The organism is Thioalkalivibrio sp. ALE11, assembly GCF_000381205.1.
Classification (GTDB): domain Bacteria; phylum Pseudomonadota; class Gammaproteobacteria; order Ectothiorhodospirales; family Ectothiorhodospiraceae; genus Thioalkalivibrio.
In genome coordinates this window covers 79,095-105,168 of record NZ_KB906169.1, presented here as the reverse complement: position 1 = coordinate 105,168, position 26,074 = coordinate 79,095, and the positions used below count along the sequence as shown (strand labels likewise).

Genomic DNA, 26,074 nt, shown 5'->3' with positions numbered 1-26,074 from the left:
GTGCCATGATGCTAAACTCCGACCTTTTACCGGCAGGATAGCTCATGGAAACGAAGACCATCTCCGGACGCCGATCGCGGCGGGCGGCATCGCTGTTCGACATCGGGAACGTCATCGTCATCAGCGTGGCCGGTATCCCCCTGTTCCTCGTCGGCGGCGACGGGGTCGGCGTGGGCTTCATCATCGCGGCGATCGTGGGGATCGTCCCGCTGATCCTCTGGTTCGGGGGCTCCATGGTCGTCTATGCCCTGAACAAGCATCACCCCGACCCGCGCGTGGGGCACCACACCCAGTGGGCCGCCTACCGGCTGTACGCCCTGATGGGCGCGCTGATCGTAGTGGCAACCTTCTTCCCGCCCGACATCGACTACTATCGCGCGTACTGGGCCGTGGCCGCGGTGATCCTGCTGCCGTGGTCGCTGTATGCCCTCTACACCATCTATCGCGAGCCATGGTCGGACATCGAAGTCCCGGCCGAGGCCGACCAGGAGCACCACCTATGAGCGAGCTGCGCCACGACTGGACCACCGAGGAAGTCGAAACCCTGCTGGATCTGCCGCTGAACGACCTGATCTTCCGCGCACAGACCGCCCATCGGGAACATTTCGACCCCAATGCGGTGCAGGTCAGCACGCTGCTGTCGATCAAGACCGGGGCCTGCCCCGAGGACTGCGCCTACTGCCCGCAGAGCGCCCACCACGAGGTCGAACTGGAACGCGAACGCCTGCTGCCGGTGGAGGAGGTCGTCGAGGCGGCGCGTAACGCCCGCGCCCAGGGCGCGACCCGCTTCTGCATGGGGGCCGCCTGGCGCAACCCCACCGACAAGAACCTGGAACGCGTGATCGAGATGGTGCGCGCGGTCAAGGACGAGGGGCTGGAGACCTGCATGACCCTCGGCATGCTGAAGGCCGAGCAGGCCCGTCGCCTGTCCGAGGCGGGGCTGGACTACTACAACCACAACCTCGACACCTCGCCGGAGTTCTACGGCCACATCATCTCCACCCGCACCTATCAGGATCGGCTGGAGACCCTGGAGCACGTGCGCGAGGCCGGCATGAACGTCTGCTGCGGCGGCATCCTCGGCATGGGCGAGTCGCGCCGTGACCGCGCGCGCATGCTGCAGCAGATGGCCAACCTGCCGAAGCACCCGGAATCGGTACCGATCAATCAGCTGATCCAGGTCGAGGGCACCCCGCTGCAGGACGTGGAGAACATTGATCCGCTGGAGTTCGTGCGCACCATCGCGGTCGCCCGCATCGTGATGCCCGCCTCCTACGTGCGGCTGTCCGCCGGGCGCACCGAGATGTCCGACGAGATGCAGGCCCTGTGCTTCCTCGCCGGGGCCAACTCGCTGTTCTACGGCGACACCCTGCTGACCACCCCGAACCCCGGCGAGAACCACGACCTCGCCCTGTTCGAGCGCCTCGGCCTGCAGCCGGAGACCGCCGACGGTCATACTGGCGAGGACGCCGCCGAACCCGCCGCGCGCAGCGCATGAGGCCAGGCGTCCGCCCGGCACCCCGGGGCGGACGCCTCCCGCCTGCCAGCATCCCCGGCCGGGCATGAGCGACTCCCTGCACCGCTTCCTCCAGCAGCGCCTCGAGACCGTCCGCGAGGCCGGACTGTGGCGGCGCCTGCGCACGCTGGAGGGGCCGCAGCAGCCGGAGCAGATCATCGACGGCCGCCGCGTCGTCGCCTTCTGCTCCAACGACTACCTGGGCCTGGCCGCCGATCCGGCGGTCAGCGCGGCCGCCCGCGAGGCCCTGGACGCATACGCCACCGGCGCCGGGGCCGCCCACCTGATCAACGGCCACACGCGGGCCCATGCCGAGCTGGAACAGGCGCTGGCGCGTTTCACCGGGCGCGAGCGGGCACTGGTCTTCTCCACCGGCTACATGGCCAACCTCGCGCTGGTGCAGACGCTGGTCGGGCGCCACGACACGGTGTTCGAGGACCGCTGGAACCACGCCTCGCTGATCGACGCCGTGCGCCTGTCCGGCGCGCGCAGCCAGCGCTACCGCCACGCCGACCCCGAACATCTGCGCCAGCGTCTGGAGCGCGCGCCTGCCAACGGCCACCGGCTGATCGTCACCGACGGGGTCTTCTCCATGGACGGCGACATCGCGCCGCTGCCGCAGCTGGCCGCGCTGGCCCGCGAGTTCGACGCCTGGCTGATGGTGGACGACGCCCACGGCTTCACCGTGCTCGGCGAGACCGGGGGCGGCAGCTGCCAGCATTTCGGCCTGGATGCCGGCGACGTACCGATCCTGATGGGCACCCTGGGCAAGGGCTTCGGCACCGCCGGGGCCTTCGTCGCCGGCAGCGAGGCGCTGATCGAGACCCTGATCCAGACCGCACGCCCGTATATCTACACCACGGCGATGCCCGCCGCGCTGGCCGCCGCCACCCTGGCGTCCGTTCGCATCGCCGAGGCCGCCGGCGACCGCCGCGATCATCTGGGCGCCCTGATCCGGCGTCTGGGCGCCGGGCTGGATACCCTGGGCCTGCCTCACCCGCCACCGGACACGCCCATCCAGCCGGTGATCCTGGGCGATGCGGCGCGCGCCACGGCCATCGCCGAGCGCCTGCAGCAGGCCGGCTTCCTGGTTCCCGCCATTCGCCCGCCCACGGTCCCCGAGGGCCAGGCCCGCCTGCGCATCACCCTGTCCGCCGCTCACAGGGAAGCCCAGGTCGACGCCCTGCTGAACGCACTCGAGCGCGCCCTCCACGCCAGCCCCGAAGGTTGAGCCTCGTCAGGCGCCGCGGGCAATCCCCAGGTCGGCGGCCGCCCGATGCAGCCGTCGATCCCGGGTCCACAGACGCGTGCCCGGCGTCAGCAAACCGGAAGCAAGCAGATGGGCATCGGCATACCCGATACCGCGACCCATCAATTCGCGGGCCTCGATGCACGCGAGCACCTCCTCGTCCGTTGCCCGGGTCGCGTGCGGAAGATCCCCCAGCAGCCGCAGGATCTCGCTCCGGTTGCGCAGATTTCCGCACGCGAGCTCGCCGATCACGAAGGCATGCACCAGCACCCGCGATTCATGGAGCAGAACCTCCAGTTCCGGCTCCCCCTCGCGCAGATGATCGATCCATACCGAAGTATCGACGAGGATCATTCCGCCATCGGACGCCGGCGGGGAACCGCCTCCAGGTCGGGCTCGCTGCCGCCCAGTTGCGCGAGGCGACGGGCGCTCTCGCGTTCCACCAGCGCCCGCAGGCCTTCCCGGACGAGGACCGTCTTCTCGGTCACCCCCGTCATGCGACGCGCTTCTTCCAGCAACTCGTCGTCGATGTTGATCGTTGTCCGCATGGCTCCTCTCCCGCGACTCCGGCCGGACCGGCCGCGTTCGTCGATGCACCGATAATACACCACTCGATGACGATCGATACATACACATCTTCTCGGGCCCGCTCACAGCTCGCCGCGTTCGGCCAGCGACACGGCGGTATCGCCGATGATCAGGTGATCCAGCAGGCGCACGTCGATCAGCGACAGGGCCTCGCTCAGCCGCCGGGTGATCAGCGCATCCGAGCGCGAGGGCTCGGCCACGCCGGAAGGATGGTTGTGGGCGAGGATGACCGCGGCGGCGTTGTGGTGCAGTACCCGCCGCACCACCTCGCGCGGGTGCACGCTGGCACCGTCGATGGTGCCGCGGAACAGCTCCTCGAACGCCAGCACCCGGTGCCGGTTGTCGAGGAACAGGGCGCCGAAGACTTCAAACGGGTAGTCGCGCAGGCGGGCGCTCAGGAACCGGCGGGTCGCACTCGGCGAGGTCAGCGCCTCGCCGCGCTCCAGATCCGCCTCCAGATGCCGACGGCCCATCTCCAGCACGGCCTGCAGCTGGGCGTACTTGGCCTGCCCCAGCCCCGGTGCCGCGCAGAACCCGGCCTCGTCGGCCTGCAGCAGCGGGCGCAGCCCCCCGAAGCGGGACAGCAGGTCGCGCGCGACATCCACCGCGCTCTTGCCGGTCACGCCGGTGCGCAGGAAGATCGCCAGCAGTTCGGCATCCGACAGCGCGGCGGCACCGCGTTCCAGCAGTTTCTCGCGCGGGCGCTCGCCCGCCGGCCAGTCCGTGATGGCCATGTCCACCTCCCTGTGGTCCGTATCCGGTTCGATCCTGCCCCGCCCGGCCAGCGCGCGCAAGCCGCGACGGCGGACCCGCTGTTAGAATCTACCGAATGAACGAAACGACCTGCAGCGACGGGGACTCCGGCGTGCCACGCATCCTGGTGGGGGTCAGCGGCGGCATCGCGGCGTACAAGGCCTGCGAGCTGGTGCGCGAGCTGCGCCGCCGCGGCTGCGCGGTGCGCGTGGTGATGACGGCGGGGGCGCAGGCCTTCGTCACCCCGCTGACCTTCCAGGCGCTGTCCGGCGAGCCGGTGCGCACCCATCTGCTGGACGCCGAAGCGGAGTCGGGGATGGACCACATCGCCCTGGCGCGCTGGGCCGACCACGTCGTGGTCGCCCCCGCCAGCGCCGACCTGATGGCGCGCATGGCCCAGGGGCTGGCGGACGACCTGCTGACCACCCTGCTGCTGGCCACCACCGCCCCGGTCACCCTGGCCCCGGCGATGAACCACCGCATGTGGGAACACCCGGCCACGCGTGCCAACCACGCCACCCTGCGCGAGCGCGGCGTGCGGTTCGTCGGGCCGGACAGCGGCGAGCAGGCCTGTGGCGAGCAGGGCGCCGGACGCATGGCGGAACCCGCGACCATCACTTCCGCCCTGCTGGATACAACCCCCGGCCCGCTGCAGGGCCGGCGTGTCCTGATCACCGCCGGGCCGACCCGCGAACCGGTGGACCCGGTACGCTACCTCGGCAACCGCAGCTCCGGACGCATGGGGTTTGCCGTGGCCGCCGCCGCGCACGATGCCGGCGCCCGGGTCACCCTGGTGCACGGTCCCTGCGAGCTGGCGGTACCGCCCGGCGTACAGGCCCACGCGGTGGAGACGGCGGCGGAGATGCATGCGGCGGTGCTGGAGGCGCTGGAGGGCACGGAGGTGTTCATCGCCACCGCCGCGGTGGCCGACTACCGGCCCGCCACCCCGGCCGCGCAGAAGCTGAAAAAGACCCGCGAAGACCTGACGCTGGAACTGGAACGCACCCCGGACATCCTCGCCGACGTCGCCCGGCGGGTCGACGGACTTGCAGCGCGGCCGCTGCTGGTCGGATTCGCCGCCGAGACCGGCAATCTGCGGGAATACGCCCGCGACAAGCTCGTCGCCAAGGGCCTGGATCTGGTCGCCGCCAACCGCGTGGACGGCGGCCGGGGCTTCGGCCACGGCGACAACAGCCTGCTGTGCCTGTGGCCCGACGGCGAACGCGAACTGCCACGCCAGCCCAAGGACCGCCTGGCCCGCGAACTGATCACCCTGATCGCCGAGCGCCTGCAGACGCACCCGGCCAACCCCTCTCCGACCCAAGGAAACTGACGCATGCCCGCCCCGGAAATCGATCTGAAGGTCCTTGATCCGCGCATGGGCACGGACTTCCCGCTGCCCGCACCCGCCACCGAGGGCTCCGCCGGCGTGGATCTGCGCGCCATGCTGGAAGAACCGCTGAACCTGGCCCCGGGCGAAGCCGAGCTGCTGCCCACCGGGCTGGCGGTGCACATCGCCGACCCGGGCTACGCCGGCATGATCCTCCCGCGCTCGGGCCTGGGCCACAAGAAGGGCCTGGTGCTGGGCAACCTGGTGGGACTGATCGACGCCGACTACCAGGGCCCGCTGATGGTCTCCGCCTGGAACCGCAGTAATGCACCGATCTCCATCGACGTCGGCGACCGCATCGCGCAGCTGGTCATCGTGCCGGTACTGCAGCCGCGGTTCCGCGTGGTCGATGACTTCGAGCAAAGCGAGCGCGGCGCCGGCGGCTTCGGTTCATCCGGCCAGCGCTGATCGACACCAGCCCGCAACGCCGGGTGATAAACTCCGCCCCCGAACGTCAACCGGACCCCCAGCCATGGACACCGACACCGCCCATTCCGTCGCCCATGTCCTGATCGAGGCGCTGCCCTACATCCAGCGTTTCGCAGGCAAGACCATCGTCATCAAGTACGGCGGCAACGCCATGACCGAAGACCACCTGAAGGCGAGCTTCGCGCGCGACATCGTGCTGCTCAAGCAGGTGGGCGTGAACCCGGTGGTGGTCCACGGCGGCGGCCCGCAGATCGGTGATCTGCTGGACCGCCTCGGCAAGAAATCGGAGTTCGTCGACGGCCTGCGGGTGACCGACCGCGAGACCATGGACGTGGTGCAGATGGTCCTGGGCGGGATCGTCAACCAGGAGATCGTTTCACTGATCAACCGCTACGGCGGTCGCGCGGTGGGCCTGACCGGCAAGGACGGGCAGATGATCCGCGCCACGCCGCTGCGCGGCGAGGACCCCGACGTGGATCTGGGCCATGTCGGTCAGGTGGAAGGCGTCGATCCGGCCATCGTGCATACCCTCGACCACAGCAGCTTCATCCCGGTGATCGCCCCCATCGGCTTCGACCGCGAGGGGCGCGCCTACAACATCAACGCCGATACCGCGGCGGAAAAGCTCGCGGTGGTACTGGATGCGGAGAAGCTGTTCCTGCTGACCAACACCCCCGGGGTGCTGGACGGTACCGGCACGCTGCTGCCGAAGCTCGCCGCGCCGCAGGTGGACGAGATGATCCGTGACGGGACCATCCATGGCGGCATGATCCCCAAGATCCGCTGTGCCCTGGATGCGGTGCGCAGCGGCGTCAACGCCACCCACATCGTCGACGGCCGGGTGGAACACGCAGTCCTGCTGGAGCTGCTGACCGACGAGGGCGTGGGCACCCTGATCAGCCGCTGACCCGCTCCGCGCCCGGGCACGGCACGGTGCGGCGCGCTCAGTCCTCCTCTTCCAGGACCAGTTCGCGGTAGTCTTCGGCGTCCGCGTCGAACTGCGCGTTCATCTCGTCGATACGGGCCTGCTGGCGTTCCTGGTAGGCCCGTTCGCGATCCAGCCGCCCCTGCACGTCCTCCAGCTCGTCGGCGTAGCGCGCCCGCAGCGCGGCGCTGTCCGGATTGCGGGCCTGCTGGCGTTCGATGCGGTCGCGTTCGCGCTCCAGAATCCGGGCCTGACGTTCGCTCACGCGGATATTGTTCTCCAGCGCGGCGATGCGCCGCTCACGCAGGGACTCGATCTCGGCAAGCGAATCGTAGGCGCGCTCCAGCTGACGCTTGCGGGCCGCCTGGTCGCGGGCGGCACCCTCACCCGACTCCTGCGCCTGCTCGGCGCGCCGGCGTTCCTCGGCCGCGGCCTCGCGTTCCTCGGCGGTGGGCGGGGCCGGCACCACCTCGCGCACGAAGCCCTGGCGGTCGTACACTTGCCGCTCGCGGTCGCTGGATTCCGGCCTCGGCTTGTCCGAAAAACGTACCGTGCCGTCATCATCCACCCAGCGATGGATGTCGCCGGCCACCGCCGGTGCCACCGACATGGCCAGCAGCATGGCCAGCGCGCCGAGCAGCACCCCGACAGCCATCCCGTTCCCGTACATTGGTCCGCTTACTCTCATGTCCATCCTCGAGCATCTCGGGCTCGCGCTCGTGGCCCTCATCGCCAACGGCTTCTCCGCGCTGGCGGGCGGCGGCGCGGGGCTCTTGCAGCTCCCGGCCCTGATCTTCCTCGGCCTGCCCTACCCGGTGGCCCTGGCGACTCACAAGTTCGCCACGGTGGCCCTGGGGGCGGGCGCCGGCCTGCGACATGTGAAGGAAAGCACATTTTCCCCGGCTCGACTAGGGGTCATCTTGGGGGCCGGCGTACCGGGCGTACTGCTGGGGGCCTGGCTGGTGCTGGAGATCCCGCCACGCGCCGGGGAGATCGCCCTGGGCCTGCTGACCGTCGCCCTGGGGTGGTATTCCTGGCGGCGCCCGCAGCTGGGACAGAAGCGCCGGGTCACCTCCGACAGCCTCAACCACGCCCTGATCGGTGCCGCCGGGCTGTTCGTGATCGGCGCACTCAACGGCTCGCTGGCCTCCGGCACCGGGCTGATGGTCACGCTGTGGCTGGTGCGCTGGTACGGCATGAGCTACACCGAGGCCGTCGGCTACACCATGGTGCTGGTGGGGCTGGTGTGGAATGGCGCCGGCGCCCTGATGCTGGGCACCTTCGGCACGGTGCAGTGGGACTGGCTGCCGGCGCTGCTCCTCGGCAGCTTCATCGGCGGTTATCTGGGCGCCACGCTGGCGATCCGCTACGGCAACCGCCTGGTCAAACGGGCGTTCGAGGTGGTGACGGTCCTCACCGGCATCGCGCTGCTGCTGCCGGTCCCGTAACTTCAGCAGGTCTGGCCGTTGCCGGGCACGTCGCAGCGGTTGAGCAGATCGAAGTGCTCGATCCCCTCGAGGATGCCGCGGGCATGCGTGGCACGGGCGAAAAAGATCCGCTTGAAGCCACGCAGGGACTGCAGCTCGGGCTGATGATTGCCCACCACCACCCCCAGCAGGCGCCCGCGCAGCATGTCCTCGTCGTTGCCCGAATCACCGGCGACCAGTACATGCTCCAGCGGGATGCCCCACTTGTCGGCGAAGTAGCGCACCGCCAGCCCCTTGGATGCCCGCACCGGGAGCAGGTCCAGGAAGCGTTCGTGGGAATAGATCACGTGGGCATGCAGATCGGCCCGGTACAGCCGGGTCTCGATCGCCTCCACGTCGATGCTGCCGGGCGGTTCGACGAAATAGCTGACCTTGTGCGAGCGCTGGTCGATGTCCGGCTGGCGCACCAGCCCGGGCTCGCCGTCCAGTTCCTCGCGCAGGCGATCGGGTTCCCAGCGATGGCTGATATGCCGGGCCCAGCCACGATCCGGGGTCTGTTCGGACCCGTAGTGGATCTCGCTGCCCACCGAGGTGATCCAGACGTCCGGCATCGGCACGCCGTGTTCCTCCAGCACCGCGGCGGCGGAATCGATGCGGCGCCCGGTAGCCACGCCGAAGGCCACCCGCTTGCGGTTGCGCCGCAGCCAGGCGACAAACGCCCGGGTCGCCTTCGTGTCGCCCAGCAGGGTGTTGTCGATGTCGGTGATCACCGCGCGGTCCACGTTCGCCAGGCGACCGGAGACCTGGCGCTGTTCGTGCCGCACCTGACGCACCTCGCGCGACAGCGAGCGCAGCAGGCGCACGTATTTCTCCGCGTGCCCGTCCCAGGAATAGTGCTTGCGCACGCCCTTGAGCCCGTCGCGCGAATAACGCTGCCAGCGCGGGCGATCGGCGAGGATCGCCTGGATGGCGTCGGCGATCCCCTCGGGATCCAGCGGGTCGATCAGCAGGCCATTGTGGCAGCGCGAGACGATCTCGTCGGGGCCGCCGTCGTTGGTGGCGACGATGGGGGCGCCGCTGGCCGCCGCCTCGATCAGAGTCAGGCCGAACGGCTCGGTCAGGGCGGGATTCACGAATACCCCGCGGGTGGCCGCCACCAGGCGGTAGAGATCGGGAACATCGTCCGAGCCGTGGTGCTTGGGGTAGGCCACCTTGCCATACAGGTCGTGGCGGTCGATGCGCAGCAGCAGATCCGTGAGCACCTCGCGCGCGCCCTTTTCCAGATCGCGGATGTCGTCGCGGTTGCCGGCCACGATCAGCAGGTTGGCGTTCTCGCGCAGCCATTCGTTGCCGGCATAGGCATCCACCAGACTGCGGATATTCTTGCGCTCGTCGGCGCGCGACAGCGCCATGATCAGCGGCCGGTCGGGCTTTTGCAGGAAACGCCGGATCTCGGCCCAGATCGGCGGTTTGCGTTCACCACGTTTCGGCGGGTGGAAGCGTTCGAGGTCGGTCCCCGGCGGGATCACCTCCATGCGCTCGGGCTGGTAGTTGTCGTAGGTGGCGTACTGCTCGTCCACCTCCTGACGGGTGCTGGCGATCACCCGGTGGGCGTGCGCCAGCGCCTCTTCCTCGGCATGGATGCGGGTGGAGATGTTGTAGCGCGCTTCGATGTCGGCATCCGACAGCCCGCCCTCGCGCAGGCGCTCCCGCTTGACCCGCCCCAGGGAATGCCCGGTCTGCAGCATGGGCACGCCCAGCAGATTGGACAGCCGCACCGCGACTTGCCCGGCATCGGCGTAATGGCCGTGGACCACGTCCGGGCGCAGACCCACCCGGCGAATATGCGCCAGGGCGTTGTCGGCGAAGCAGTCGAGATACGGCCAGAGCTTTTCCTTGCGCAGGTAGCGCTTCGGGCCGCTGTCCAGGCGCACGATATGGGCACCATCGTCCAGATCCTCCACCGGTTCGGCATAGTCGTCGTCGACCCGGCTGTCGACCACGCGCCGGGTCAGCAGGTCCACCCGTCCGACCTGCGGATTTCGCGCCAGGGCACGCGCCAGCTCGACCACGTAAAGGGTCTGGCCGCCGGTATCGGCGTCGCGTCCGAGTTCCAGGTTTTCGCCCCGGATGAGGCCATGCACGCTGATCAGAACAAGATAAAGGCCTTCGCCCTGACGGGCCTTGCTCTGAGTCTTTTTCATGGGGTCTCCGGCTCCGGACTGTCGAACAGTGACAGGGTTTCGGGGTTATCGATCATCGCCTGGGACAGCAGCACCGCGGTCGCCGACCAGGTCTGGCGATAGTTCGCCCGGCGCCCGATCAGGCGGCCATGGCGCCCGTCATAGTATTCCGGCCAGTCATCCCGGTGGAGCCGCTCGGCCGCCACCGCATGCACGCTGCGGGCGAGATCCGGCCGCCCGACGCGCATCGCCGCCCCGGTAAAGGCCCACAGCAGCGCCGGCCAGTTGCCGCCGTTGTGATACGACCAGGGGGTATTCTTCGGGTCGGACCCGGTGAGCAGGCGCCATTCCTCGCCCATCATCGCGGGGTAGCAGATCTTGACCGGCATGGTACCGATCAGGTCCTCGAACCGCTGCTCGAAGGTCTGCATGATCAGGCGTGACTCGTGTTCGTCCGCCAGCCCGAACAGCACCGCCAGCAGATTGCCGAAACTGAAGAAACGGAAATCCATGCGCCCCGGCCCCAGGTTGCCGACCAGATAACCACTCTCCGAGGGGATCCAGTCCACCAGCCAGTCGGGGATGCTCTCGGGATAGATGTTGAGCGCGTTCTCGGATTCGTGGCCGAAATGCTCGGTGCGATAGCGATGGATGGCGTTCAGCCGCTCCAGGTCCAGCCAGTAGTAGTGGCGGATATAGTCGGCCAGCTGGCGGGCACGGATCGCGGACTGTTCACACAGCTGCTCGGAGTCCGTATCGCAGGGCTCGAGCATCGCCAGCGCGGCCTTGAGCATGCCGTAGAACAGCGCCTGGATCTCCAGCGGATGCCCGTACACCCCCATGCGCCGGTCGATCATGAAACTGCCGTCCGGCACCAGCAGGGTCGGGAAGACCTCGAAGCGGTCCTGCAGGCAGATGCTGAGGATCAACCGGATGCCGCGCTGCACGTCCGGCGACTTGATGAACTCGTGGTCACCGGTCCGGTTCTGGTAGGCCCGCGCCAGCAGCACCCACCACATCATCGAGTCTACCGGAGCCACGCGGCCGATCGCGCGGTCACCGAAATCGGCGGCCAGGGTCTCGCGCCCCTTCGGGTCGGTCACCACGCGGAAGCTGGCCGGCATCACCCGGGGCAGGCGACGGTGACCCTCGATCTCCTCCTGGGTATCGCGGATGCGCAGGATCAGGCCGAGGAAATCGCGCACCACCTCGGGTTCGTCGTGCAGCAGATAGACCAGCCCCGAGGGCACGAAGTCACGGATGAAGCAGTCGGCATAGTTTTCCGCCGGGGCGCGGCTGTCGAGGCTGGCCACCGTGCCGACGGTGCGCCCCTGATAGCGCACCTCGGCGTCGCGCAGCAGCTGGGCGGCCGCTTCCAGCGTGGGATTGCGGGCATCATGCGGCAGAGTCGTCATGGTCCTCAGTTTAGTGAAGCCCGGTCCGATGTGCACATCGGCGCCTGCACAATCCGCAGGAGGCCGACCCCCTGCCGACCATGCACCAACCGCCCCGCCGTAGGCGGCGAGCCCTCTCGCCGATCAGGCCCGTTCCGTGCCCCGACGGCCGGAGCCAACCTCCCGCCGACATCGGCCGGAGGGCCGGCCTCCTACGGCGCCCCGGGATCGGGATGTACCGGCGCCGGCGGTTCGGCCGCCGGGCGGGCGAACAGGAACCCCTGGCAGTAGTCGACCCGGTCCTTCAGCCAGCGCCACTCCTCCGGGGTCTCGATGCCCTCGGCCACGATACGAATGTCCAGCTCGCGCGCCAGCTCGATGATCTTGCCGAGGATCTTCTGCTGATATTCGTCGGCGTCGATGCCGCGGACCAGTTCGCGGTCGATCTTCACGAAATCCGGTCGCAGCTGCGACAGCAGGTTGAGCGACGCATAGCCCGCACCGAGATCGTCCAGGGCGACCCGGAAACCGGCGTTGCGATAGCGATCGATGATGCGCCGCAGGTGTTCGGTGTCGGTGATCTGGTCGCTCTCGATCACTTCGAACACGAAGCCCGCGGGAGCGGGGACATCGGGCGCGATGCCGCGGATCTCGCGCACCGTTGTTTCGAGACAGAACGCCGGGTCATAGATCGCGGTGGGATTGAAGTTGATGAACAGCTGGTCGCGGATGCCGCGCTCGGTCGCACGGCGGATCGCATTGATGCGCGCCGCGCGATCGAGGTGGAACATCATCTCCGCCGCCCGTGCCTGATCGAACAGGATGTTCGGCGGGATCAACTCCCCCGCCGGCGAGCTGGCCCGCACCAGCGCCTCCCAGGCGAACACCTGATCCGGCCGGGCCGCGTGCACGATGGGCTGGAAATGAAAGTCCAGGGCATCACTGGCGAGGATGGCCGCCAGATCGCGCGCGTTGTGCCGGGCGATCAGCGTGGACAGCAGACGCGTGTCCTGCAGGTGCTCCACGCCGAATCGTTCGCCCTCGGGCACGAAGGTCGCGCGGCACCCGTTCTGCTCCGAATGGCTCAGGGCCTCGTCGAGACGCGACAGGGTCACCCCCAGATCGTGCTCCGGATCCACCGCCACCGCCAGGATCCCCGAAGCCGGTTCGCTGCAGGGAAAGCGCTCCTCGATCAGCCGCTGGCGCAGAGTGGCACGGGTATGCGCCAGCACCGGCGCGAGGTAGAGAGTCCCCGCACCGGTCGGAAGGACGTTGATGCGTTCACAGTCCGGACAGCTCAATATGATTTCCTCGCCCGTGGCCATTCGCTGGTGGACCCGACTCGCAAGATAACACGAATTACCGCAGAGGCAGTGACATGAGCAACCGCCCGCATCCCGACACCCCTGTCGACGAAGACGAACTGCGCCGGCGCCTCACCCCGGAGCAGTACCGCATCGCCCGCCAGGCGGGCACCGAGCCGCCGTTCACCGGCGAATACCATGACCACAAGGCCTCCGGGCGTTATCACTGCGCGGTGTGCGGCGCGACGCTGTTCGACAGCACGGCGAAATTCGATTCCGGCAGCGGGTGGCCCAGCTACACCGCGCCGGTCACCACCGAAGCCGTTTCCGAACACCGCGACGCCTCGCTGGGCATGGAGCGGACCGAAGTACGCTGCGCCGCCTGCGACTCGCACCTGGGGCATGTCTTTCCGGACGGTCCGCCGCCCACGGGACTGCGCTACTGCATCAATTCCGCGGTCCTGGCATTCCGGCCACACGAAGGAAACGGCCCGGAGTAGAAACCACACGCTGAAGGGTCTAGAGTGGGAACAGTCGACCTTTCATGGAGCAGTTCGCCATGTTTTTCAAGCCCTCTCGCCTTACTCTCGCCCTGTTCTCCGCCGGCCTGCTGGCACTCTCCGGTCAGGCTGCCGCCAGCACCGGAGACACCGCAGAGCCCGGTGACATGGAACTCGATCCCGAGGCCGAGGGGTATGAACCGCCGGGACGCTCCATCTATTTCTACGTGGACGCCCTGGATCTCGAGGAGCTGGCGGCGAAATACGCCCGCGACGAGGTCCACGTCATCGACGTGCGCACGCGCTACGAATACGACACCCTGCGTATCGACGGCGCACGGCACGTGAGCATCGACGACGAGGACTTCGTCGACAAGGTGCTCGAGATCCACGAAGAGGACCCGGACAAGCCGGTCGCCTTCTATTGCCGGGGCCATACCTGCTTCATGAGCTATCAGGCCGTGGAACGCATGAAGGCCGCCGGCTTCGACGACGCCATGGCCATGGATTACGGCATCTTCGACTGGGCCGAGCATTACCCCGAGGACACCGCCCTGTTCGGGGAGGCGCCGATCGAACGGGCCGATCTGATCGACTTCAACGAATTCCGCGAGCGCCTGTTGCCGCCGATGGAGTTCTCCGAGCGCGCGCAGCGCGACAATGCCCGGGTGCTGGACATCCGGCGCCCGTTCGAACAGGACCAGGTCGGCCTGTTCCTCAATTCCGAGACCAACATCCCGGCGGGGGACACCGAAGCCCTGGAGGATTACCTGGAACAGGCCCGCGACTCCGACGCCCCGCTGCTCGTGTATGACATCACCGGACACGAAATCAAGGCGTTCCAGTACACCCTGGAAGAATACGGGATCGAGGATTACTACTTCATGGAAGGCGGCTTCAAGGGCTTCCAGGAGGAAGTGCTGCAATAGCCCCGCTTCCGGGTAGCGCACCGATCAGGCCATCCGGTGTCCCGACGACCGGGGCCGGTCCACCGCCGACATCGGCCGGAGGGCCGGCCTCCTACCCAACGGGCACCCATCGACACCCCCCCTTGTAGGAGGCGAGCCCCCTCGCCGAGCAGGCCCATCCGATGCCCCGACGACCGGGGCTGGCTTACCGCCGACATCGGCCAGGGGGCTGGCCTCCTACCGATCAGGCTCCATCCGGTGCCCCGACGGCCGGGGCCGACCCGTCGCCGCCATCGGCCGGGGGGCCGGCCTCCTACCGGCGGGTTTCGCCGTCGACGTCCCGGACCTCCTCATCCAGTGACTCCAGCCGCCGTGTGGTGGCCAGTGGGGAGGTCGTGCCGCGGGCGATCAGGTAGTAGGTGGCCGGAATGACGAACAGGGTGAACACGGTGGCGAACAGCACGCCGGAGAACACCGCGACCCCGATCACGAAACGGGTCTCCTCGCCCGGGCCGGAGGCCAGGATCAGCGGGATGGAGCCGGCCACGGTGGTCAGCGCGGTCATCAGCACGGGGCGCAAGCGCAGGCGTCCGGCCTCGATCACGGCATCGCGGAACTCGCGGCCACGATCGCGCAGCTGGTTGGCGAACTCCACGATCAGGATGCCGTTCTTCGCCGCCAGCCCGATCAGCATCACGATCCCGATCTGGCTGTAGATGTTCAGCGTCTGCCCGGTCAGGCTGAGCCCCAGCAAGGCGCCCACCACCGCCAGGGGCACGGTCAGCATGATCACGAACGGGTGCACGAAACTCTCGAACTGCGCGGCGAGCACCAGGAACACCACCAGCAGCGCCAGCGCGAACACGAACAGGATCGCCTCCGAGCCCTCGCGCAGATCCAGCGACTGGCCCTTGTAGTCGATGCGGGCCTCCTCCGGCAGCACCCGTTCGGCCGCCGCATCCAGGACCTCCAGCGCCTCGCCCAGCGTCAGCTCGCCGCCCACGCCGCCCTGCAGGGTCACTGCCCGGCCGCGGTTGTAGCGCGACAGCGACGCCGGCCCGGCACGCTCCTCGTAGCGCACCACGCTGGACAGCGGCACCAGCTCGCCGGACTCGGCACGCAGATGGATGTTGTCGATGGCCTCGGTGGTGCGCCGCTGATCGGTCAACCCCTCCAGAATCACGTCGTATTCCTCACCGCGGTCCTGCCAGCGGGTCACCGCCCGGCCACCCAGCAGGATGTCCAGCGTGCGGCCGATGTCGCGCATGGAGATGCCCAGGTCCCCGGCGCGGTCGCGGTCCACCGACACGCTCAGCTGCGGCTGGGTCGGCTCGTAGTCCAGACGCAGGTTGCGCAGGCCGTCCACGTCACGCACCTCGTCCAGCACCGCGTTGCCCCATTCTTCCAGGGTCTCGAAGTCGGGCCCGGAGATCACGAACTGTACGGGTGGCCCGGGCGCACCGGTGCTGAGCCCCTGGCGCATCACCGCGCGCGCCTGCACGCCCGGCATCTCGCCGATGCTGTCCTCGATCCAGTTCATCACCTCGCGCCCGGAAGGTTCGCGGTCCTCCCAGTGCTCGAGGATCGCGATGACGAAGCCGTCGTTGACCGTCTCCACCCCGCCGAACCCGCGCGGGGTACGCACCAGCGCGCGCCGGATCGGCCCGCCTTCCTCGCTCATCAGCGGCTGCAGACGCTCTTCCACCTCGGCCATTTGCCGGCTCATGTAGTCGAAGCTCGCTCCCTCGGGCCCGTCCACCATCACGAAGAACGCGCCGCGATCTTCCTCCGGCGCGAATTCTTCGGGGAGGCTGTCGAACAGGTACCAGGCCCCGGCCAGCACCCCGCCCAGCAGCGGGACCACCAGCCAGGACACGCGCAGCCCGCCGGAGAGCAGCTTCCCGTAGCCGGCCTCGATAGCGCCAAATACCCGGCCCACCATGCGCGCCGCGCCGGTCTCGTCGTCGCCCTTGTGCATCAGGCGCCCGGAGAGCACCGGCGCCAGGGTCAGCGCCACGATGCTGGAAAACACCACGGCGATCGCCATCGCGATCGCGAACTCGGCGAACAGCCGCCCGACCATGCCGTCGAGGAAGGCCAGCGGCACGAACACCGCCACCAGCACCGAGGTGGTGGCGACGATCGCGAAACCGACCTGACGTGCCCCGCGCCAGGCGGCCAGCAGCCCGGGCTCGCCGCGCTCGATGCGCCGATGGATGTTCTCCAGCATCACGATGGCGTCGTCCACCACCAGGCCCACCGCCAGCACCAGCGCGAGCAGGGTCAGCAGGTTCACCGAGAAGCCGAACAGGTTGATGCCGATGAAGGCCGCGGTCAGGGCCACCGGCACGGTCACCGCCGGGATCAGCGTGGCGCGCCAGCTGCCGAGGAACAGGTAGATCACCGCGACCACCGCCAGGGTCGCGACGCCCAGGGTCACGTAGACCTCCTGCAACGCCCCCTCGATGAACACCGATTCGTCGTAGGTGGGGACCAGCGAGGTCCCCTCCGGCAGGCTGCCTTCCAGGTCGGCGGCCAGTGCCTTCACCGCACTGGCGACCTCCAGCACGTTGGCGTTGGACTGGCGGATAATGCCCAGCCCGATCATGTCCTCGCCGTTGCCGCGGAACTCGGTGCGCTCGGTGTCCGCGCCGATGTTGACCGCCGCCACGTCGCCGAGGCGTACCAGCTGACCGTCCGCGCCGCGGCGCAGAACCAGGTTCTCGAAGTCTCCGGGCGTGCGGTAGCTGCGGTCGATGCGCACACGGAACTCGCGCTCGTCGGAATCCAGCCGCCCGGCCGGCAGTTCCACGTTCTCGCGCTCCAGCGCGTCCTGGATCTCGAGCACGGTCAGGTCGCGCGCTGCCAGCGCCTCGCGGTCGATCCAGATGCGCATCGCGTAGCTGCGCGCCCCGCCCAGCCGCACCAGAGCCACGCCGTCCACCACCGACAGTCGATCGACCAGATTGCGGTCGGCATAGTCCGCCAGCTCCAGCGCGTTCATGCGATCGCTGGAGAGGTTGAGCCAGAGTATGGGGGAGGAATCCGAATCCGCCTTGGTGATGCGCGGCGGTTCGACCTCGTCGGGCAGATTGCGCTGCGCCCGGCTGACCGCCTCGCGCACGTCGTTGGCGGCGGCGTCGATGTCGCGGTCCAGACCGAATTCGATGGTGATGCGCGAGCGCCCGTCGTCGCTGGAGGACTCCATGTAGCGGATACCCTCCACGCCGGCGATGCGGTCCTCCAGGCGCTGGGTCACCTCGCGCTCGATGATCTCCGCGCTGCCGCCGGGATAGTTGGTGTCCACCGTGACCACCGGCGGGTCGACGTCGGGGTATTCGCGCAGCGGCAGCTGATCCCAGGCAATCAGGCCGAAGGTCACCAGCAGCAGGTTGAAGACGATCGCCAGGACCGGCCGGCGATTGGCGACATCCGAGAGGATCATCCGTCGTCTCCGGACTCCAGCACGCGCACGGTCATGCCGTCACGCACCCGCGAAACGCCCTCGGAGACCACCGTGTCGCCGGTTTCGACGCCGTCCAGCACCTCCACCCATCCGGGCGCGCGGCGACCGATGCGGATGCGGTCGCGACTGACCGTTTCATCCTCCTGCAGGCGGAACACGAAGTGCTGGTCGGCGGTCTGCACCACCGCGCCCTCGGGCACCGCCGGCGCCTGCTGCGGGTCCAGCGCCAGGCGCACCGTGGCGAGCATGCCCGGACGCAGGCGTTCATCCGGGTTGTCGGCCACCGCGCGCACGTTCAGGGTGCGCGTGGCCGCGTCGATGCGGTTGCTCAGTGCGGTCACGTCGGCCGCGAAATCGCCGACCGCGCTGTGCCCGGTGACCGGCATGCCCAGTTCGACGGCCCCGGCAAAGCGCTCCGGCACCGGGAAGTCCAGGCGTACCGTGCGGATATCGTCCAGTTCCACCAGCGCGGTGTCCGGCGTGACCATGGCCCCGGGGCTCACCTCGCGCAGGCCCAGGGTGCCGGTGAAGGGCGCGCGGATGGTGCGGTCCTCCACCTGCGCCGTGGCCGCGGCCAGCGCGGCCCGGGCCTCGGCCAGGCGCGAGGCCTGCTGGTCGACCTCCTGGCGGGTCACGATGCCGTCTTCCACCCGGTCGCGCACCCGCGCCAGCTCGCGGCTGGCCTCCTCGACCCTCACGCGGGCCTCGTCACGGCGCGCGCGCTCCTCCTCCGCGCGCAGCTCCACCAGGACATCACCCGCTTCGACGCGGTCGCCGTCCTCGAACTCCAGTGATTCCACCCGCGCGGTCACCGGCGCACGCACCGTGACCGACTCGCGCGCGGCGACCGTGCCCAGCGCCTCGATCACGGTCTCGAACTCGCGCGGCGCCACCTCGCTGACGCGCACCGGCGTGCGTTCGTCACGCTCGCCGGAGGCCGGCAGGGTCGCGCGCGCGGCCCCGGCATCGTCCTGCTGCTGCAGCCACCACGCCCCGCCCGCCGCCAGGGCGAGGACGAGGATGCCGCCGATGATCCCGCTTGCCTTCACCAATGGACTCCTTTCATCACGCCACCCGCGGGGCAGGGCCGCCCGGCAGGCGGGTGCCTGTACATGACCAACCGACCCGGTTCATTCGCCCGGGTTCCGCAGGGTCCCGGGGAGGGCGCCCAACGGGCGCCCGTGCGCGGCGTCGAGATCGATGACCGGTCCCTTCGGCACGATCCCCGACGGGTTCAGCATCGGATGCGAACCGTAATAGTGCGCCTTGATGTGGTCCATGCGCACGGTGTCGGCCACGCCCGGGCGCTGGTAGAGCATGCGCAGATAGGCGGACAGGTTCGGGAAATCCGTCAGCCGCTGGCGATTGCACTTGAAGTGGCTGTAGTACACCGGATCGAAACGCACCAGCGTGGTAAACAGTCGCCAGTCGGCCTCGGTGAGACGGTCACCGACCAGGAAGGGCTCACGCGCCAGGCGCTGCTCCAGCCAGTCCAGGGTCTCGAACAGGCGGTCGAAGGCGGCATCGTAGGCCTGCTGCGTGGTCGCGAAGCCACAGCGATAGACGCCATTGTTCACGTTCTCGTAGACCCGGTCGTTGACCGCATGGATCTCCTCGCGCAGGTCCTCCGGATAGAAATCCAGGGTGTTGCCGGTGATGTGATCGAAGGCGCTGTTGAACATGCGCACCAGATCCAGCGACTCGTTGTTCGCGATGCGGTCGCGTTCGGTATCGAACAGCACCGGCACGGTGACGATGCCGGTGTAGTTCGGATCGGTACGGGTGTAGAGCTCGTGCATGTAACGCGAGCCGTGCACCCGGTCCCCGGTGCAGCCATCGCAGTCATCGAACGACCAGCCGGCATCGCCCATGTAGTGGTGCACCACCGACAGCCCGATATGCGGCTCCAGCCCCTTGAGCCGGCGCAGGATCAGCGCGCGATGGGCCCACGGGCAGGCATACGACACGTACAGGTGGTAGCGGCCGGATTCGGCCGGGTAGCCGTCCTCGCCCAGCGGGCCGGGGCTGCCGTCGGGGGTGACGTAGTTGCGGTACTGCTGATCCTGGCGCACGAACTCGCCGTTTTCGTCGGATTCCTCCTCCAGCCAGCCTTCGCGCAGCTCGCCGTTGATCAGCAGACTCATGGCCATTCCTCCGGATGATTCGTCCGGATGATGATCCCATCGATGCAATCGAATGAAAATCGCGGATTTTCGCGAAAACCCGACGACAAAAACGAACGGTATCGACCCTCCTCGCCGAAATCACTCGCCGCTCCGGCCGGCGGCCTCCAGCAGGGCGCCGGAGAAGTCCGGCATGCCGAGATCGGGCATCCATCCCAGCGCCTCCAGCAGAGTCCACAGGCCGATCAGCAGGAACAGCGCCGCGGCGAACCAGCGCAGCGTGCGCACCGGCATGCGCTCGGCAAAGCGCCGCCCCAGCAGCAGCCCGGGCACGGTGATCAGCAGGATCCCCAGGGTCGCACCCAGCACCACCGGCACCAGACTGCCCGAGGCACCGGCCAGGGCGACTACCGCCAGCTGGGTCTTGTCCGCCATCTCGAACAGGAAGAAGGTGGTCGCAGCGGTGAAGAACAGACTGCGGGCGCAGGGGTTCTCCGGCACCCCGTCCTCGTCGTCCTCCGGGATCAGCACCCAGACCGCCATGGCCAGGAACGCGATCGCGACCAGCCACAGGTGCCAGTCGGCGTCGATCACCGAGAACAGCCACACCCCGGCCACGGCCGACACCAGCTGATTGGCGAACAGCCCGGCAGCCATGCCCCAGAACACCGGCCACAGGCGGTTGCAGCGCAGGCCGAACAGCGCGGCGAGGAACATCGACCGGTCGCCGATCTCGGCCACGGCCACGGCGAAGACGGAAAGGAGAAAGAGTTCCATGACGGGCGATCCGGGCCGGGCGGGCGATGACCGGTGGCATCGACCCCCGCCGCCCGGCCACGAGCACGCCCGCCGCCGTTACGGCGGGCCGGAGGTCCATGCCACAGGTCTCGTCGGGCCGGATGCGGCTGCCTGCGCCACGGCCCGTGCGGGCCAATGATGTTGACGCAGGCCCCCGTCACGCGCGGACGGGGTGACTACTCCCCTGAGCAGGTGCAGAGTCTATTCACGGCCTCGCGCCCTGTCCAGAAACCGCGCTGCCCGGTTCAACGGTAGAGGCGGACCTCCTGACGCCGGCCTTCCACGCCACGGTTGGCGCAGAACGCCTGCTCCTCGCCGTCGGCGTAGCGCACCTCCATGTTGAAGCCGGCCGCCGGGGGATGGTTGAGCGCCACGTCGCGGCGCTCGCCCGGCCGGATACGACCTTCGCGCATCTCCGTCAGGCTCTGACCGTGGCTGAAACTGAAATGGATCGCCTCGATCATCTCGTCAGTGTCGTTGTGGACCGTGACCAGCAACATGCCCTCCGGGACCTCCGGCTCGGTGAACAGGTGCATCGCCACCCCCCCGACGACCAGGCCGACCAGGAACAGCAGGGTGGCCGGGGCGCGCAGGAAATCGATCACGCGGTCACTCAGCTCGCGCGGATCCTCCTCCTCCGGGTTCTTGCTCATGCCGGCCTCCCTCTCTAATATCAGCCAGCTCTAATATACCGGCAGAGGCGAAAGAAGAGAACCGGCACCCCCGGCCCGGTGACCGGAGCGGCACATTCCGGTATTTTTCGCCCCTTCATCCAGCAAGTTCGATCCAGCAAGGCGGTCCGCACGTGGGAAGCGACGAACGCAATCTGCAGGCTCTGGTGGCGCGACTGGCGGAACGGCTCCCCGCCGGCAGCCTGCATGGCCGCATCGGCCTGGAGAAGGAAACCCTGCGTGTCGGCGCGGACGGCGCGCCGGCGCGCACGCCGCATCCTCCGGCACTGGGTTCGGCGCTGACCCATCCGTACATCACCACCGACTACTCCGAGGCCCTGCTGGAGTTCGTGACCCCGCCGTTCGACGACGTGCGCGAGACCCTCGGCTTCCTCCACGACCTGCAGGCGTTCGCCGCGGCCAGCGTGGGCGACGAGATCCTGTGGTCCACCTCCATGCCCTGCGTAACCGCCGACGACTCGGCGATCCCGGTGGCCGACTACGGACCCTCCAACGCCGGCCGCATGAAGACCGTCTATCGCCTGGGGCTGGGCCATCGCTACGGGCGCAAGATGCAGGTGATCGCCGGGGTGCATTTCAACTACTCCCCGCGCGAGGAGTTCTGGCCGGCGCTGGCCGAGGTGCTGGGCGAGACCGACACCCGCGAGTTCCGCGACGCGCGCATGATGGGGATGATCCGCAACCTGCTGCGCTTTGGCTGGATGGTGCCGTATCTGTTCGGCGCCTCGCCGGCCGTGTGCAACTCGTTTCTCGAAGGCCATGGCACCACGCTGGAGGACTTCGACGACGACACCAGCTACCTGCCGCATGCCACCAGCCTGCGCATGGGCGACATCGGCTACACCAACCGCAAGGAAGCGGACACCGGCATCAAGGCGGACTACAACTCGCTGGCCGGCTACGTCAATTCGCTGCGCTGCGCGATCAACACCCCCAGCCCGGAGTGGGAGGCGCTGGGGGTCAAGGTCGACGGCGAATACCGCCAGCTCAACGCCAACATCCTGCAGATCGAGAACGAGTACTACTCCACCGTGCGGCCCAAACAACCGCTGGAGCGCTTCGAAAAGCCCACCGACGCGCTGGAGGCCCGCGGGATCGAGTACGTGGAACTGCGCTCGGTGGACATCAACGCACAGCACCCGCTCGGCGTGGACGAGACCCAGCTGCGCTTTCTCGAGACGTTTGCCCTCGCCTGCCTGCTGCAGCCCAGCCCCGCGTTCGGCCCGGGCGAGCTGGACGCAATCGACGCCAATCTGCTGCAGGTGGCGCACTATGGCCGGCGCCCCGGACTGGAACTCCAGCGTCCGCAGGGCGACACTCCACTGGCGGACTGGGCGCGCGAACTGCTGGCGCTAATGCGCCCGGTGGCCGCCGTACTCGACCAGGACCGCCCGGGCGACCCGTATCGCCGCGCTCTCAGCGAGCAGTGGGGCAAGGTCGAGCAGGCCGACCTGACCCCGTCGGCGCGCATGCTGGAAGACATGATGGCGCGCGAGGAGGGGTTCCACGTGCACGCCCGGCGCCTGTCGGCCCAGCACCGCGAGGCGTTCCGCTCCAACGGACCGCTGCCGCGCGCCGACATGCTGGAGGCCCTGGCGCGCCAGAGCCTGGCCGAGCAGGCGGAGATCGAAGCGGCCGACACCCTGGACTTCGACACCTTCCTGCAGCGTTACTTCGACGGCACCCTGCGCCACGCCTGACCGGCGGTTAGAATGCCCCGGCGCGGCCAGGCGTGCCTGAGCCGAACACACCCCTCGCGACCGGGAGCCCGCCGATGGCCGAATCCGACGATCGACGCCTGTCCACCCGCTGCATCCACGCCGGCGAGATCGGCGATGCCCATGGCAGCGCACTGACGCCGATCTACCCGACAACCACCTTCAAGTACCGCTCCACCGCGGCAATCCTCGACGTGGTGGAAGGACGTACCGGCGGGAGCCTGTACACCCGCTACGGCATGAATCCGACCATCCGCAGCGTGGAGTCCAAGCTCGCCAGTCTCGAGGGGGCCGAGGCCGCGCTGGTATTCAGCTCGGGCATGGCGGCGGAGACCGCGCTGTTCCTGGCCCTGGGCCGCGAGGGGGTCGTCTGCATCGGCGATGCCTACGGCGGGACCATGGAACTGCTCTCGGAGCAGCTGCCGCAACTCGGCATCCGCACGCAGTTCCTGCTGGGCGACGAGCTCGACCGTCTGGACGCCTGCCTGGAACAGGGTGCCGGACTGGTGTTCCTGGAGACCCCGACCAATCCGGCGCTGGAGGTGTTTCCGATCGGCAAGATCGCCGAGCGGGCGCACGCCCATGGCGCGCTGCTCGCGGTCGACAACACCTTTGCCTCACCGGTGAACCAGAACCCGCTGGCACTGGGGGCGGACCTGGTCAGTCACAGCGCCACCAAGTACCTGGGCGGGCATTCCGACCTGACCGCCGGGGCCCTGATGGGCTCGACGGAGCACATCGGGACCGTGGCTGGCTGGCGCAAGAACCTGGGCTCCACGCCCTCCCCGGAGACCTGCGCGCAGCTGGCCCGCAGCCTGCACACGCTGGTGGTGCGGGTCCGCCACCAGAACGCCTCGGCACGGGCCATCGCCGAGGCGATGCAGGGCCATCCGAAGGTCACGCGCGTGCGCTACCCGGGCCTGCCGGAGGATCCCGGCCATGCGCTCGCGTGCGAGCAGATGCACGGCTTCGGCGGCATGCTGACCCTGGAGCTGGATGCCGACACTGACGGTACCAGCGCGGTGGTCGACCGCCTGCGCCTGTTCGCCATCGCGCCCAGTCTGGGCGGCACCGAAAGCCTGGTGACCCAGCCGGTCACCACCACCCATCACGGCGTGTCACCGGAGGAACGCGAACGCCGCGGGATCACCGGTTCGATGGTGCGCCTGTCGGTCGGCCTGGAAGACCCGCAGGATTTGATCGACGACCTCTGCCAGGCCCTGGGGTAACCGCAGGCCGAACCCCGCGCTTTCCCGTGCACTTCCCGGGGTGCGCTTTGCAGCGCGCCCGGGTTCTGGCAGTTTGGTCATTCATCCCTTCGGATCCGCATCCATCGTGAACCTGCCCCTGCCCCGACGCCTGGGAGACTGGCTGCGCAGCCTGGGCCGCCCGCCCCGGGCGGGCGACGGGCGGCGCGTGACCCTGGCGGACACCGAATGGACCGACCTGCGCCGACGGGTCCCGTTTATCCGCACCCTGAACTCGGCGGAGGCCGAACGCCTGCGTGAACGCATCGAGGGCCTGCTGGGCAGCAAGGAGTTCGTCGGGATCGACCACGAACCGGAACCCTGGCAATGCCACGTGATCGCCGCCTACGCCGCCCTGCCGGTGCTGGAACTGGGGCTCGAACCCTACCGCGACTGGCATACCGTGCTGATCTACCCCGACACCTTCGTGCCCGATCACGAATGGGTGGACGAGGACGGCATCGTGCACCGAGGGGCAATGCCCCAGGCCGGCGAGGCCTGGGAGCGGGGACCGGTGATCCTGTCGTGGAATGACGTCCTCGAGCACGGCGCGGTGGTGGTGCACGAGGTGACACATATCCTGGACGGCGGCAACGGCGACGTGAACGGCTTCCCGCCGCTGCCGCGCGACCGCGACCCGGCCGCCTGGACCGCCGCCTTCAGCGAGGCCTGGGAATGGTTCAACGCCCGGGTCGACGCCCCGGGCGTGTCCGAGGACGACCTGCCGCTGGATCCCTATGCCGCCACCGCGCCCGAGGAATTCCTCGCGGTGGCCGCCGAGGCCTTCTTCTTCGAGCCTGACCGCCTGCGGCGGGACCTGCCCGCGGTCTACGAGGAAATGGCGGGTTATTTCCGCCAGCAGCCCCATCGCCGCGCGGCGGCGGTCGCGACATCCATCCCCGAACCGAGACCGACATAATGCCCCGATCCATGAAACACCCCGTCCCCCGCACCGGACTCCCGGCCCTGATGCTGCTCGTATTGCTGGCGCTCGCGACCGGCCCGGCCACCGCGGAAGACGGCGATTCGCGCTACGTAACCCTGGACAGCCTGGTGGTCAACCTCGAGGACCCCGGCGCGGCCCGTTACCTGCAGACGAACATCCAGCTGGAGACCGCCTCACAGGAAGACGCGGACCGGGTGCGCGACCACATGCCCGCGGTCCGCGACCGGCTGATCCACGTCATGGGCGGACGCGGCCCTGCTGAGGTACGCCGCAGTGACGGCCGCGAGGCGCTGCGCGACGAAGCCGTAGAGGAGCTGCGGGTGATCCTGGAGGAGCTCACCGGCGAACCACGCATCGATGCCCTGTACTTCTCCAACTTCATCATCCAGTAGGAGGCCAGCCCTCTGGCCGATCAGGCCCAACCGCTGCACCAACGGCCGGGGACCGGCCCACCGCCGCCATCGGCCGGAGGGCCGGCCTCCTACGACATAATCCGCCCCACCGCGTAGGAGGCCAGC

At 68.8% G+C, this 26,074-nt stretch carries 25 protein-coding genes and 1 riboswitch; of the genes, 13 read left to right on the top strand and 12 right to left on the bottom strand.

All coding sequences use genetic code 11. The annotated features are described in order from the left end of the window. The first annotated feature begins 44 nt into the window (after window positions 1–44). The 3 genes from F620_RS0108335 (at window position 45) to bioF (ending at window position 2,747) form a co-directional block, all read left to right on the top strand. Complete coding sequence (locus F620_RS0108335; protein ID WP_019570199.1) at window positions 45–503, top strand: hypothetical protein; 459 nt, start codon at window positions 45–47, stop codon at window positions 501–503. Next, window positions 500–1,498 (top strand): biotin synthase BioB, encoded by a 999-nt coding sequence (gene bioB / locus F620_RS0108330; RefSeq protein ID WP_019570198.1) that lies wholly within the window; start codon window positions 500–502, stop codon window positions 1,496–1,498. Before F620_RS0108335 ends, bioB begins: the two co-directional genes overlap by 4 nt. A 64-nt stretch (window positions 1,499–1,562) precedes the next feature. Further along, complete coding sequence (gene bioF / locus F620_RS0108325; RefSeq protein WP_019570197.1) at window positions 1,563–2,747, top strand: 8-amino-7-oxononanoate synthase; 1,185 nt, start codon at window positions 1,563–1,565, stop codon at window positions 2,745–2,747. Between the two features lie 6 nt (window positions 2,748–2,753). Here bioF and F620_RS0108320 read toward each other — a convergent pair whose 3' ends face one another. The 3 genes from F620_RS0108320 to radC all read right to left on the bottom strand — a co-directional run bounded on the left by F620_RS0108320 (window position 2,754) and on the right by radC (window position 4,087). After that, entirely contained in the window at window positions 2,754–3,119 is a 366-nt protein-coding gene (locus F620_RS0108320; protein ID WP_019570196.1) for a type II toxin-antitoxin system VapC family toxin, read from the bottom strand. Then, entirely contained in the window at window positions 3,116–3,313 is a 198-nt protein-coding gene (locus F620_RS0108315; RefSeq protein ID WP_019570195.1) for a type II toxin-antitoxin system VapB family antitoxin, read from the bottom strand. Before F620_RS0108315 ends, F620_RS0108320 begins: the two co-directional genes overlap by 4 nt. Window positions 3,314–3,415: 102 nt before the next feature. Then, on the bottom strand, window positions 3,416–4,087 hold the full coding sequence (gene radC, locus F620_RS0108310; RefSeq protein WP_019570194.1) for a DNA repair protein RadC: 672 nt from the start codon (window positions 4,085–4,087) through the stop codon (window positions 3,416–3,418). 95 nt (window positions 4,088–4,182) lie between these two features. On the opposite strand from radC, the gene coaBC reads away from it, so the two are divergent. From coaBC to argB, 3 genes are all read left to right on the top strand, one after another. After that, the gene (gene coaBC / locus F620_RS0108305; RefSeq protein WP_019570193.1) at window positions 4,183–5,439 is read left to right on the top strand and encodes a bifunctional phosphopantothenoylcysteine decarboxylase/phosphopantothenate--cysteine ligase CoaBC; all 1,257 of its coding nucleotides are present in this window, start codon (window positions 4,183–4,185) and stop codon (window positions 5,437–5,439) included. 3 nt (window positions 5,440–5,442) lie between these two features. After that, complete coding sequence (gene dut, locus F620_RS0108300; protein ID WP_019570192.1) at window positions 5,443–5,904, top strand: dUTP diphosphatase; 462 nt, start codon at window positions 5,443–5,445, stop codon at window positions 5,902–5,904. A 64-nt stretch (window positions 5,905–5,968) separates the two neighbouring features. Further along, window positions 5,969–6,832, top strand: coding sequence for an acetylglutamate kinase (argB, locus tag F620_RS0108295; RefSeq protein WP_019570191.1), 864 nt, complete (start codon window positions 5,969–5,971; stop codon window positions 6,830–6,832). Between the two features lie 37 nt (window positions 6,833–6,869). Here argB and F620_RS0108290 read toward each other — a convergent pair whose 3' ends face one another. Then, complete coding sequence (locus F620_RS0108290; protein WP_019570190.1) at window positions 6,870–7,520, bottom strand: DUF4124 domain-containing protein; 651 nt, start codon at window positions 7,518–7,520, stop codon at window positions 6,870–6,872. A 16-nt stretch (window positions 7,521–7,536) separates the two neighbouring features. On the opposite strand from F620_RS0108290, the gene F620_RS0108285 reads away from it, so the two are divergent. Continuing rightward, the gene (locus tag F620_RS0108285; RefSeq protein WP_019570189.1) at window positions 7,537–8,298 is read left to right on the top strand and encodes a sulfite exporter TauE/SafE family protein; all 762 of its coding nucleotides are present in this window, start codon (window positions 7,537–7,539) and stop codon (window positions 8,296–8,298) included. Between the two features lie 2 nt (window positions 8,299–8,300). Here the strand turns inward: F620_RS0108285 and F620_RS0108280 are convergent, their stop codons facing one another. The 3 genes from F620_RS0108280 to F620_RS0108270 form a co-directional block, all read right to left on the bottom strand. Further along, window positions 8,301–10,481: an HAD-IIB family hydrolase gene (locus tag F620_RS0108280; protein WP_019570188.1), complete on the bottom strand. Its 2,181-nt coding sequence runs from the start codon at window positions 10,479–10,481 to the stop codon at window positions 8,301–8,303. Beyond that, entirely contained in the window at window positions 10,478–11,875 is a 1,398-nt protein-coding gene (locus F620_RS0108275) for a glycoside hydrolase 100 family protein (RefSeq protein ID WP_018946654.1), read from the bottom strand. Before F620_RS0108275 ends, F620_RS0108280 begins: the two co-directional genes overlap by 4 nt. Before the next feature lie 191 nt (window positions 11,876–12,066). After that, complete coding sequence (locus tag F620_RS0108270) at window positions 12,067–13,155, bottom strand: EAL domain-containing protein (protein WP_026331369.1); 1,089 nt, start codon at window positions 13,153–13,155, stop codon at window positions 12,067–12,069. Window positions 13,156–13,232: 77 nt separating this feature from the next. Here F620_RS0108270 and msrB point away from each other — a divergent pair, with 77 nt between their 5' ends. Further along, on the top strand, window positions 13,233–13,658 hold the full coding sequence (gene msrB, locus F620_RS0108265; RefSeq protein ID WP_019570186.1) for a peptide-methionine (R)-S-oxide reductase MsrB: 426 nt from the start codon (window positions 13,233–13,235) through the stop codon (window positions 13,656–13,658). Between the two features lie 44 nt (window positions 13,659–13,702). After that, window positions 13,703–14,587 carry a rhodanese-like domain-containing protein gene (locus tag F620_RS0108260; RefSeq protein WP_018869153.1) on the top strand — a complete coding sequence of 295 codons (885 nt, stop codon included), beginning with the start codon at window positions 13,703–13,705 and terminating at the stop codon, window positions 14,585–14,587. A 292-nt stretch (window positions 14,588–14,879) separates the two neighbouring features. Here F620_RS0108260 and F620_RS0108255 read toward each other — a convergent pair whose 3' ends face one another. From F620_RS0108255 to F620_RS0108235, 5 genes are all read right to left on the bottom strand, one after another. Next, entirely contained in the window at window positions 14,880–18,011 is a 3,132-nt protein-coding gene (locus tag F620_RS0108255) for an efflux RND transporter permease subunit (protein ID WP_019570185.1), read from the bottom strand. Continuing rightward, entirely contained in the window at window positions 18,008–19,081 is a 1,074-nt protein-coding gene (locus F620_RS0108250; protein WP_019570184.1) for an efflux RND transporter periplasmic adaptor subunit, read from the bottom strand. Before F620_RS0108250 ends, F620_RS0108255 begins: the two co-directional genes overlap by 4 nt. Before the next feature lie 81 nt (window positions 19,082–19,162). Continuing rightward, window positions 19,163–20,176, bottom strand: a complete 1,014-nt coding sequence (locus F620_RS0108245; RefSeq protein ID WP_019570183.1) for a glutathione S-transferase family protein — start codon at window positions 20,174–20,176, stop codon at window positions 19,163–19,165. Between the two features lie 120 nt (window positions 20,177–20,296). Beyond that, a complete protein-coding gene (locus tag F620_RS0108240) occupies window positions 20,297–20,932 on the bottom strand; it encodes a TMEM165/GDT1 family protein (RefSeq protein ID WP_018869137.1) in 636 nt (211 codons plus the stop codon). A gap of 116 nt (window positions 20,933–21,048) precedes the next feature. Then, a riboswitch (yybP-ykoY riboswitch) is annotated at window positions 21,049–21,148 on the bottom strand. Between the two features lie 50 nt (window positions 21,149–21,198). Further along, window positions 21,199–21,606, bottom strand: coding sequence for a hypothetical protein (locus tag F620_RS0108235; RefSeq protein ID WP_019570182.1), 408 nt, complete (start codon window positions 21,604–21,606; stop codon window positions 21,199–21,201). A 152-nt stretch (window positions 21,607–21,758) separates the two neighbouring features. Here F620_RS0108235 and gshA point away from each other — a divergent pair, with 152 nt between their 5' ends. From gshA to fliL, 4 genes are all read left to right on the top strand, one after another. Beyond that, window positions 21,759–23,345, top strand: a complete 1,587-nt coding sequence (gshA, locus tag F620_RS0108230; RefSeq protein ID WP_019570181.1) for a glutamate--cysteine ligase — start codon at window positions 21,759–21,761, stop codon at window positions 23,343–23,345. A 74-nt stretch (window positions 23,346–23,419) separates the two neighbouring features. Beyond that, window positions 23,420–24,592, top strand: coding sequence for a PLP-dependent aspartate aminotransferase family protein (locus tag F620_RS0108225; RefSeq protein WP_019570180.1), 1,173 nt, complete (start codon window positions 23,420–23,422; stop codon window positions 24,590–24,592). Between the two features lie 106 nt (window positions 24,593–24,698). Then, complete coding sequence (locus F620_RS0108220; protein WP_019570179.1) at window positions 24,699–25,529, top strand: zinc-dependent peptidase; 831 nt, start codon at window positions 24,699–24,701, stop codon at window positions 25,527–25,529. A 50-nt stretch (window positions 25,530–25,579) separates the two neighbouring features. Continuing rightward, entirely contained in the window at window positions 25,580–25,948 is a 369-nt protein-coding gene (gene fliL, locus F620_RS0108215; RefSeq protein ID WP_369773818.1) for a flagellar basal body-associated protein FliL, read from the top strand. The last annotated feature ends 126 nt before the right edge of the window (window positions 25,949–26,074 follow it).

Excerpts from the sequence above, each read along its gene's own strand:
- F620_RS0108290 (WP_019570190.1), bottom strand. The coding sequence starts at position 7,520 with ATGTACGGGAACGGGATGGCTGTCGGGGTGCTGCTCGGCGCGCTGGCC.
- F620_RS0108255 (WP_019570185.1), bottom strand. The coding sequence starts at position 18,011 with ATGATCCTCTCGGATGTCGCCAATCGCCGGCCGGTCCTGGCGATCGTC.
- F620_RS0108280 (WP_019570188.1), bottom strand. The coding sequence starts at position 10,481 with ATGAAAAAGACTCAGAGCAAGGCCCGTCAGGGCGAAGGCCTTTATCTT.
- fliL (WP_369773818.1), top strand. The coding sequence starts at position 25,580 with ATGCTGCTCGTATTGCTGGCGCTCGCGACCGGCCCGGCCACCGCGGAA.
- F620_RS0108285 (WP_019570189.1), top strand. The coding sequence starts at position 7,537 with ATGTCCATCCTCGAGCATCTCGGGCTCGCGCTCGTGGCCCTCATCGCC.
- dut (WP_019570192.1), top strand. The coding sequence starts at position 5,443 with ATGCCCGCCCCGGAAATCGATCTGAAGGTCCTTGATCCGCGCATGGGC.
- argB (WP_019570191.1), top strand. The coding sequence starts at position 5,969 with ATGGACACCGACACCGCCCATTCCGTCGCCCATGTCCTGATCGAGGCG.
- F620_RS0108240 (WP_018869137.1), bottom strand. The coding sequence starts at position 20,932 with ATGGAACTCTTTCTCCTTTCCGTCTTCGCCGTGGCCGTGGCCGAGATC.
- F620_RS0108275 (WP_018946654.1), bottom strand. The coding sequence starts at position 11,875 with ATGACGACTCTGCCGCATGATGCCCGCAATCCCACGCTGGAAGCGGCC.
- radC (WP_019570194.1), bottom strand. The coding sequence starts at position 4,087 with ATGGCCATCACGGACTGGCCGGCGGGCGAGCGCCCGCGCGAGAAACTG.
- msrB (WP_019570186.1), top strand. The coding sequence starts at position 13,233 with ATGAGCAACCGCCCGCATCCCGACACCCCTGTCGACGAAGACGAACTG.
- bioF (WP_019570197.1), top strand. The coding sequence starts at position 1,563 with ATGAGCGACTCCCTGCACCGCTTCCTCCAGCAGCGCCTCGAGACCGTC.
- F620_RS0108260 (WP_018869153.1), top strand. The coding sequence starts at position 13,703 with ATGGAGCAGTTCGCCATGTTTTTCAAGCCCTCTCGCCTTACTCTCGCC.
- F620_RS0108315 (WP_019570195.1), bottom strand. The coding sequence starts at position 3,313 with ATGCGGACAACGATCAACATCGACGACGAGTTGCTGGAAGAAGCGCGT.
- F620_RS0108320 (WP_019570196.1), bottom strand. The coding sequence starts at position 3,119 with ATGATCCTCGTCGATACTTCGGTATGGATCGATCATCTGCGCGAGGGG.
- F620_RS0108235 (WP_019570182.1), bottom strand. The coding sequence starts at position 21,606 with ATGAGCAAGAACCCGGAGGAGGAGGATCCGCGCGAGCTGAGTGACCGC.
- coaBC (WP_019570193.1), top strand. The coding sequence starts at position 4,183 with ATGAACGAAACGACCTGCAGCGACGGGGACTCCGGCGTGCCACGCATC.
- F620_RS0108245 (WP_019570183.1), bottom strand. The coding sequence starts at position 20,176 with ATGAGTCTGCTGATCAACGGCGAGCTGCGCGAAGGCTGGCTGGAGGAG.
- F620_RS0108335 (WP_019570199.1), top strand. The coding sequence starts at position 45 with ATGGAAACGAAGACCATCTCCGGACGCCGATCGCGGCGGGCGGCATCG.
- F620_RS0108225 (WP_019570180.1), top strand. The coding sequence starts at position 23,420 with ATGGCCGAATCCGACGATCGACGCCTGTCCACCCGCTGCATCCACGCC.
- bioB (WP_019570198.1), top strand. The coding sequence starts at position 500 with ATGAGCGAGCTGCGCCACGACTGGACCACCGAGGAAGTCGAAACCCTG.